7 protein-coding genes are annotated in these 7,861 nt (G+C 71.4%); all 7 read left to right on the plus strand.

Annotated features, from left to right (window positions below):
- Positions 1-3: 3 nt before the first annotated feature.
- The 7 genes from ACFVXH_RS36930 to ACFVXH_RS36960 all read left to right on the plus strand — a co-directional run bounded on the left by ACFVXH_RS36930 (position 4) and on the right by ACFVXH_RS36960 (position 7,675).
- Entirely contained in the window at positions 4-1,146 is a 1,143-nt protein-coding gene (locus ACFVXH_RS36930) for an ABC transporter ATP-binding protein (protein WP_074001531.1), read from the plus strand.
- Positions 1,143-2,072 carry an ABC transporter permease gene (locus tag ACFVXH_RS36935; RefSeq protein WP_049651905.1) on the plus strand — a complete coding sequence of 310 codons (930 nt, stop codon included), beginning with the start codon at positions 1,143-1,145 and terminating at the stop codon, positions 2,070-2,072. The genes ACFVXH_RS36930 and ACFVXH_RS36935 overlap by 4 nt, the downstream gene beginning before the upstream one ends.
- Positions 2,072-2,875: an ABC transporter permease gene (locus ACFVXH_RS36940; RefSeq protein WP_074001532.1), complete on the plus strand. Its 804-nt coding sequence runs from the start codon at positions 2,072-2,074 to the stop codon at positions 2,873-2,875. The genes ACFVXH_RS36935 and ACFVXH_RS36940 overlap by 1 nt, the downstream gene beginning before the upstream one ends.
- Before the next feature lie 63 nt (positions 2,876-2,938).
- Positions 2,939-4,333, plus strand: a complete 1,395-nt coding sequence (locus ACFVXH_RS36945; RefSeq protein WP_387830511.1) for an NAD(P)/FAD-dependent oxidoreductase — start codon at positions 2,939-2,941, stop codon at positions 4,331-4,333.
- 217 nt (positions 4,334-4,550) lie between these two features.
- Positions 4,551-4,982, plus strand: coding sequence for a hypothetical protein (locus tag ACFVXH_RS36950; RefSeq protein WP_375877702.1), 432 nt, complete (start codon positions 4,551-4,553; stop codon positions 4,980-4,982).
- 123 nt (positions 4,983-5,105) lie between these two features.
- Entirely contained in the window at positions 5,106-5,879 is a 774-nt protein-coding gene (locus ACFVXH_RS36955) for a nucleotidyl transferase AbiEii/AbiGii toxin family protein (RefSeq protein ID WP_387830513.1), read from the plus strand.
- Between the two features lie 272 nt (positions 5,880-6,151).
- Complete coding sequence (locus tag ACFVXH_RS36960) at positions 6,152-7,675, plus strand: CoA-acylating methylmalonate-semialdehyde dehydrogenase (protein WP_049660358.1); 1,524 nt, start codon at positions 6,152-6,154, stop codon at positions 7,673-7,675.
- Positions 7,676-7,861: the final 186 nt, after the last annotated feature.

Consider the following 7,861-nt stretch of genomic DNA (forward strand, 5'->3'; position numbering starts at 1 on the left):
CCCATGACAGACCAGCAGCGCGACGCGGCCGTCGGCGGCGACGTCCGGCTCACCGGCATCGGCAAGACCTACGGCTCCTTCACCGCCGTCCACCCGCTCGACCTGACCGTCCCGCAGGGCTCGTTCTTCGCCCTGCTCGGCGCCTCCGGCTGCGGCAAGACCACCACCCTGCGCATGATCGCCGGCCTGGAGGAGCCCACCAGCGGCACCGTCCTGATCGGCGGCCAGGACGTCACCGCCCTGCCCCCGTACAAGCGGCCGGTGAACACCGTCTTCCAGAGCTACGCGCTCTTCCCGCACCTGGACATCTTCGAGAACGTCGCCTTCGGCCTGCGCCGGCGCGGCAGGAAGGACGTCAGGAAGCAGGTCGAGGAGATGCTGGAGCTGGTCGAGCTCGGCCAGTACGCCCGGCGCAAGCCGCACCAGCTCTCCGGCGGCCAGCAGCAGCGCGTCGCGGTCGCCCGCGCACTGATCAACCACCCGCAGGTGCTGCTCCTGGACGAGCCGCTCGGCGCGCTAGACCTCAAGCTCCGCCGCCAGATGCAGCTGGAGCTCAAGCGGATCCAGACCGAGGTCGGCATCACCTTCGTGCACGTCACCCACGACCAGGAGGAGGCCATGACCATGGCCGACACCATCGCGGTGATGAACGGCGGCCGGGTCGAGCAGCTGGGCGCCCCCGCCGACCTGTACGAGAACCCCGCCACCACCTTCGTGGCCAACTTCCTCGGCCAGTCCAACCTGCTGCCCGCCGAGGTCACCGGCACCGAGGGCGGCGACCTGCTGCTCAGCGCGGCCGGCGCCCGCCTCGCGGTGCCGAAGGCGCGCTGCGCCACCGACGCCAAGCGCGTCCACCTGGGCGTGCGCCCGGAGAAGATCACCATCACCCACGCCTCCGAGCAGGTCGCCGACGGCCGCAACCGGCTGGCCGGCACGGTGCTCGACTCCAGCTTCATCGGCGTCTCCACCCAGTACGTGGTGCGTACCGACGGCGGCCAGGAGGTCACCGTCTTCGAGCAGAACATGGAGCGCGACGCGCGGATCGTCCCCGGCGCCGCCGTCCAGCTGCACTGGAACCCGGCGCACTCCTTCGCCCTGGACGCCGCCCAGGCGATCGACGCGGGCACCGCGGAGGAGGCCGCATGACCACCACCACCCCGGCCGCGCCACCCCAGGTCATACCGCTGGAGGGACCGGCGCCGAAGCCCAGGCGCAAGCTCACCCCGTACTGGCTGCTGCTTCCCGGCATCGCCTGGCTGGTCGTCTTCTTCGCCGTCCCGCTGGTCTACCAGGCGTCGACCTCGCTGCAGAGCGGCTCGCTCGAAGAGGGCTTCAAGGTCACCTGGCACATATCGACCTACTGGGACGCCCTGGTCGAGTACCGGTGGCACTTCCTGCGCTCGTTCTCCTACGCGGCCGTCGCCACCGTGCTCTGCCTGGCCGTCGGCTACCCGCTCGCGTACACGATCGCCTTCAAGGCGAGCAAGCGCTGGCGCAACGTCATCCTGATCCTGGTCATCGCGCCGTTCTTCACCAGCTTCCTGATCCGCACGCTGGCCTGGAAGACCATCCTGTCCGACGGCGGCCCGGTGGTCGGCGCGCTGAACGCGCTGCACGTCCTGGACGTCACCAACCTGCTCGGCCTGACCAGCGGCGACCGGGTGCTGGCCACGCCGCTCGCCGTGGTCTGCGGCCTGACCTACAACTTCCTGCCGTTCATGATCCTGCCGCTGTACACCTCGCTGGAGCGGATCGACCCGCGCCTGCACGAGGCGGCCGGCGACCTCTACGCCCGGCCGTTCACCACCTTCCGCAAGGTCACCTTCCCGATCTCGCTGCCGGGCGTGGTCGCGGGCACCCTGCTGACCTTCATCCCCGCCTCCGGCGACTACATCAACGCCCAGCTGCTGGGCTCGCCGAGCGAGCAGATGGTCGGCAACGGCATCCAGAAGCAGTTCCTGAACGTGCTCGACTACCCCACGGCCGCCGCGCTGAGCTTCATCCTGATGGCCCTGATCCTGGGCATGGTGACGGTCTACATGCGCAAGGCCGGGACGGAGGATCTGGTCTGATGTCCCGGATTTCCAAGTGGATCCGCGCCCACCTGGTGGTGCTGGCCGGCCTGCTGGCCCTCGCCTACCTGGTGCTGCCCAACCTGGTCGTGCTCGCCTTCTCGTTCAACAAGCCGGTGGGCAAGTTCAACTACGAGTGGAACGAGTTCTCCACCGACGCCTGGACCAACCCCTGCGGCGTGGCCGACATGTGCCAGTCGCTCTCGCTCAGCCTGCAGATCGCGGTGCTCGCCACCATCGGCGCCACCGTGCTCGGCACCATGGTCGCCTTCGCGCTGGCCCGCTACCGCTTCCGCGGCCGCTCGGCCACCACCGCGATGATCTTCCTGCCGATGGCCATGCCCGAGGTGGTCATGGCCGCGTCGCTCGGGACGCTCTTCCTCAACATGCGCATCCCGTTCGGATTCACCACCATCCTCATCGCCCACATCATGTTCTGCCTCAGCTTCGTGGTGACGGCGGTCAAGGCGCGCGTGATGAGCATGGACCCGAGGCTCGAACAGGCCGCCCAGGACCTCTACGCGACCCCCGTCCAGACCTTCCTGAGGGTCACCCTGCCGCTGGCGGCGCCCGGCATCGCGGCGGGCGCGCTGCTCAGCTTCGCGCTCTCCTTCGACGACTTCATCATCACCCAGTTCAACTCGGGGCCGACCACGGTCACCTTCCCGATGTTCGTCTGGGGCGCCTCGCAGCGCGGCATCCCGGTGCAGGTGAACGTCATCGGCACCGCGATGTTCCTCGCCGCCGTCCTGCTGACCGTCGTCGGCCAGTGGCTGGGCAACCGCCGGAAGGCCGCCGCCTGACGTACGGTCGACGACGGTGGCCAGTACAACCATCACCTATTCGTAGAAAGTGGCTGATAATGCATGGACTCCGCCCGCGCACTCAGTGACGCCAGGCCCACCCCCTTCTGGCTGGAGGATCCCGGCCGGCCGGCGGCACTGCCCGCCCTGGTCGGCGACACCACCTGCGACCTGCTGGTCGTCGGCGGCGGCTACTCCGGCCTGTGGACCGCCCTCATCGCCAAGGAACGCGACCCCTCGCTGGACGTCGTGCTGGTCGAGGGCAACGAGGTCGGGTGGGCCGCGTCCGGGCGCAACGGCGGGTTCTGCGCGGCCAGCCTGACCCACGGCTTCGGCAACGGCCTGGACCGCTGGCCGTCCGAACTGGCCCAGCTGGAACGCCTCGGTGCCGCCAACCTCGACGGCATCGAGGCCACCCTCAAGCGCTACGGCATCGACGCCGAGTGGGAGCGCACCGGCGAGATCGACGTCGCCACCCAGCCCCACCAGGTCGAGGAGCTCCACGAGATCGCCGAGGCGGTCGCCCGGTACGGCTTCGACATCACCGTCCTGGACGCCGACCAGCTGCGCGCCGAGGTCGACTCGCCGACCTTCCTCGGCGGCCTCTGGGACAAGGAGGGCGTGGCGATGGTCCACCCCGCCAAGCTCGCCTGGGGCCTCAAGGACGCCTGCCTGGGCCAGGGCGTGCGGATCTTCGAGCACACCCGGGCCACCGACCTGCGGGAGCACGGCAGCGGCATGGCCGTCCGCACCCCGTACGGCCGGGTCTTCGCCCGCAAGGTCGCGCTCGGCACCAACGTGTTCCCGTCGCTGCTCAAGCGGGTCCGCCCGTACGTCGTCCCGGTGTACGACTACGCGCTGATGACCGAGCCGCTCAGCGAGGAGCAGCTCGCCGCGATCGGCTGGCGCGGGCGCCAGGGCCTCGGCGACAGCGCCAACAAGTTCCACTACTTCCGGCTCTCCGCCGACAACCGGGTCCTCTGGGGCGGCTACGACGCGGTCTACCACTTCGGCGGCCAGGTCCGGCACGAGTACGACCAGCGGCCGGAGACCTTCCGCACCCTGGCCAACCACTTCTTCCGCTGCTTCCCGCAGCTGGAGGGCCTGCGCTTCACCCACGCCTGGGGCGGCGCGATCGACACCTGCAGCCGGTTCTCGGCGTTCTTCGACACCGGGTACCGGGGCAAGGTCGCGTACGCGGTCGGCTACACCGGGCTCGGCGTCGGCGCGACCCGCTTCGGCGCCGAGGTGATGCTCGACCTGCTGGCCGGCGAGCGCACCGAGCGCACCTCGCTGGAGATGGTGCGCAGCAAGCCGCTGCCGTTCCCGCCCGAGCCGGTGCGCTGGGCCGGGATCGAGCTCACCACCCGGTCGCTGGAGCGGGCGGACCGCAACGGCGGCCACCGCAACCTCTGGCTGCGCACCCTCGACCGGCTGGGGCTCGGCTTCGACAGCTGAACCGCTGAAACGCTGAACCACTGGAACGCTGAAATGCTGAACCGCTGATCTGCCGAAACGGCTGAAACCGTTGAAACCGTTGAAACCACGAACGCCCGTAGCCGGGTGCCCCTAGTCGTGTAATCGGGACCCGCCGTCCGCCTCTCCTTGGTGACGGCGGGTCTCGCTCTTCCCGCCGTCTCCGAACAGTACGAACGGCAAGAAGCGGGGACACGACATGGAGACCACCGGACTGCACTGGCTCGCCCAGGCGGCACCGGACCCGGAGGCCTTCCGGGACCAGTGGGAGCGCACCGGGCTGGGCTTGGTGCTGCTGCCGGCCGGCCGGCGTTGGGACGTCCTCTCCGTCCCCGGACGGCTCGGGCGCCCGGCCGTGGAGGTCCTGGACCCGCGCACCCGCGGTCCGGTCCTCACCGACTTCGGGGGCGGGCAGGTCAGCTTCCTGGTGCCCGTCGGCACCGCCGCCCGCTGGATCGGCACCGGCGTGCGCGGTGCGGGGGAGGGCACCTGGATCGTCGTCCCGCACCCCGGGCGCCGCAGCCGGGGCGTGCGCTGGCTGGTCCCGCCGGACGGCTCCGGGCGGCTCACCGACCCGGTGCTGCTGGAGCTCGCCTTGCACGAGGCGGCGGCCCGGCTCGGCGGCTGGTGAGCCGCGCCGTCTCGTGCGGAACCGGGGGCCCGGGGGCGTGAGGAGGTGCCCGGGGGCGCCCGGTAGCGCTCCGGGCGCCCGGCAACTGGCGCGTGGAGCGGGCGGTCGCGTCAGACTGGAGGCGTGACCACCGTCCCGCACGCCGTCGACGCGTCCCTCCGCCCGGGCCCCGCCCAGCTGCGCCTGGCCGCGCTGGCCGCACCCGTCTGCGACCGGTACGGCCTCGCCCTGGCGGGAGGGCACGCGCTGCGCGCCCACGGCGTCGCGGCCTGCCCGCAGGACGGGCTGACCCTGGCGACCGGCGGCGCCGACCTGCCGGAGGTGGCCGCCGCGCTGGGCGAGGCGTACCGGGCGGCGGGCGGCGGGGCCGTCGAGCGGCCGGGCACACCGCGGCTGGAACAGCTCACCGTCCGGCTGGCGCTGGGTGGGCGGTCGCACTCGGTGGAACTGCGCAAGGAACCGCTGGGACACCGGCCGGTCCGGTTCGACCTCGGTGCGCCCGGACCGGAGGAGCCCCCGGCGGTGCTGCCGGCCGTCGCCCTGGAGGACGCGGCCGCGCTGACCACCGTGCTGCTCGTGGACCGGGGCATGCCCCGCGACCTGATCGACGTGCACGCCCTCACCCGCTGCTACCGGGAGGGCGAACTGCTCGCGCTGGCAGCCGAGTTGGACCCGGACTTCCAGCCCGCGGCGCTGGCCGAACGGCTGGAGGCGCTCGCCGAGGCGGCGGACGGGCGGTTCCGCGCCCGGGGCGTGCCGGCCGGGGAGGTGGCCGAGCTGAAGCGGTGGGCGCTGGCCTGGGCGCAGGACCTGCGGCTGGACCTGCTGGAGACCCGGGAGGCGGCGGACGGGCTGCACGACCCGTACCTGGAGGAGCCGGAGGATGGGGAGTCCTGACGCCCCGGTCCCGCGGGTGCCCGCGGTGTTTGGGTGCCCGTGCCGTTGGGGGCATTCGTGGTGGGTTCACACGTTCGGGCGAGTGACCGGACGACCTGTAAGGCTGAATCCACGATCCCCGTCAGCCTGTTCGTTGAGCTGCGCCGGAGCGGCCACCAGACTGGGAGACGAGCGCGGTAGCCCCGTGATTCCCGTCGCCCGGCCCACGTGCGGGCGGCGCCAGACCGGACCGGTGGCAGGACGCCGCCCGGGACTTCGGAGGCAGACGGACCTTGAGCAAGCACATCATTCACTGGATCGGCGGCAAGCCCGTCGCCACCGCCGGTGCGGCCCCCCGTCGCGGCGAGGTCTTCGACCCGGCCACCGGCCAGGTCGCCGGCCAGGTCGACTTCGCCGAGATCGCCGAGGTCGACCAGGCCGTGGCCGCCGCCGCCTCGGCCTTCACCGAGTGGCGCACCGCCTCGATCGCGAAGCGGACGACGGTGCTCTTCGCCTTCCGCGAGCTGCTGAACGCCCGCCGCGACGAGCTGGCCTCGATCATCGTGGCCGAGCACGGCAAGGTGCACTCCGACGCGCTCGGCGAGATCGCCCGCGGCCTGGAGGTCGTGGAGTACGCCTGCGGCATCCCGCAGCTGGTCAAGGGCGGCTTCACCGAGCAGGCCTCGACCGGCGTCGACGTCTACTCGATCCGCCAGCCGCTCGGCCCGGTCGCGATCATCTCGCCGTTCAACTTCCCGGCCATGGTGCCGATGTGGTTCTTCCCGATCGCCATCGCGGCCGGCAACACCGTCGTGGTGAAGCCCTCGGAGAAGGACCCGTCCGCCGCCAACTTCCTCGCCGAGCTGTGGAAGGAGGCCGGCCTGCCGGACGGCGTCTTCAACGTCGTGCACGGCGACAAGGTGGCCGTCGACCGCCTGCTGGAGCACCCGGACGTCAAGTCCGTCAGCTTCGTCGGCTCCACCCCGATCGCCCGCTACGTCTACGAGACCGGCACCCGCTATGGCAAGCGCGTGCAGGCCCTGGGCGGCGCCAAGAACCACATGCTGGTCCTGCCGGACGCCGACCTCGACCTCGCCGCCGACGCCGCCGTCAACGCGGGCTTCGGCGCGGCCGGCGAGCGCTGCATGGCGGTGTCCGTGCTGGTCGCGGTCGACCCGATCGGCGACGAGCTGGTCGAGAAGATCAAGCAGCGGATCGCCACCCTGAAGGTCGGCCCCGGCTGCAACGGCGAGTCCGAGATGGGTCCGCTGGTCACCGGCCAGCACCGGGACAAGGTCACCTCCTATGTGGAGTCCGGGGTCGCCGACGGCGCCGAGCTCGCGGTGGACGGCCGCAAGCACCCGGTCACCGCCGAGGACCGGAACGGCTCCCCGACGGCCGACGGCTTCTGGCTCGGCCCCACGCTGTTCGACCACGTCAAGCCCGGCATGTCCGTCTACAACGACGAGATCTTCGGCCCGGTCCTCTCGGTGGTGCGCGTCGACTCGTACGAGGAGGGCCTGGCGCTGATCAACGCCAACCCGTACGGCAACGGCACCGCCCTCTTCACCAACGACGGCGGCGCGGCCCGGCGCTTCCAGTTCGAGGTGGAGGTCGGCATGGTCGGCATCAACGTGCCGATCCCGGTCCCGGTCGCCTACTACTCCTTCGGCGGCTGGAAGGCCTCGCTGTTCGGCGACGCCCACGCGTACGGCCCGGACGGCGTGCAGTTCTTCACCCGGGGCAAGGCCGTGACCCAGCGCTGGCTGGACCCGTCGCACGGCGGCATCAACCTGGGCTTCCCCACCAACAGCTGATCCGCACGGCACCACCGGCCGGACCCCTCTCCCCGGGGTCCGGCCGGCCGTCTTTGCACGACGTTTGCATCGGTGCGTGGAAGCGCGTACAGTTCTTCGAGCTGCCTGGCAGGGAGCACCGGACACGCATCTGCGCGGACGGTCCCGCGGTGGCCAATCCTCTGAAACACCACTTCCGGTTCGTGC

Source organism: Kitasatospora sp. NPDC058184 (genome assembly GCF_042883725.1).
Classification (GTDB): domain Bacteria; phylum Actinomycetota; class Actinomycetes; order Streptomycetales; family Streptomycetaceae; genus Kitasatospora.

Coding starts and splice junctions, on each gene's coding strand:
- ACFVXH_RS36930 (WP_074001531.1), top strand. CDS start 4: ATGACAGACCAGCAGCGCGACGCGGCCGTCGGCGGCGACGTCCGGCTC.
- ACFVXH_RS36935 (WP_049651905.1), top strand. CDS start 1,143: ATGACCACCACCACCCCGGCCGCGCCACCCCAGGTCATACCGCTGGAG.
- ACFVXH_RS36940 (WP_074001532.1), top strand. CDS start 2,072: ATGTCCCGGATTTCCAAGTGGATCCGCGCCCACCTGGTGGTGCTGGCC.
- ACFVXH_RS36945 (WP_387830511.1), top strand. CDS start 2,939: ATGGACTCCGCCCGCGCACTCAGTGACGCCAGGCCCACCCCCTTCTGG.
- ACFVXH_RS36950 (WP_375877702.1), top strand. CDS start 4,551: ATGGAGACCACCGGACTGCACTGGCTCGCCCAGGCGGCACCGGACCCG.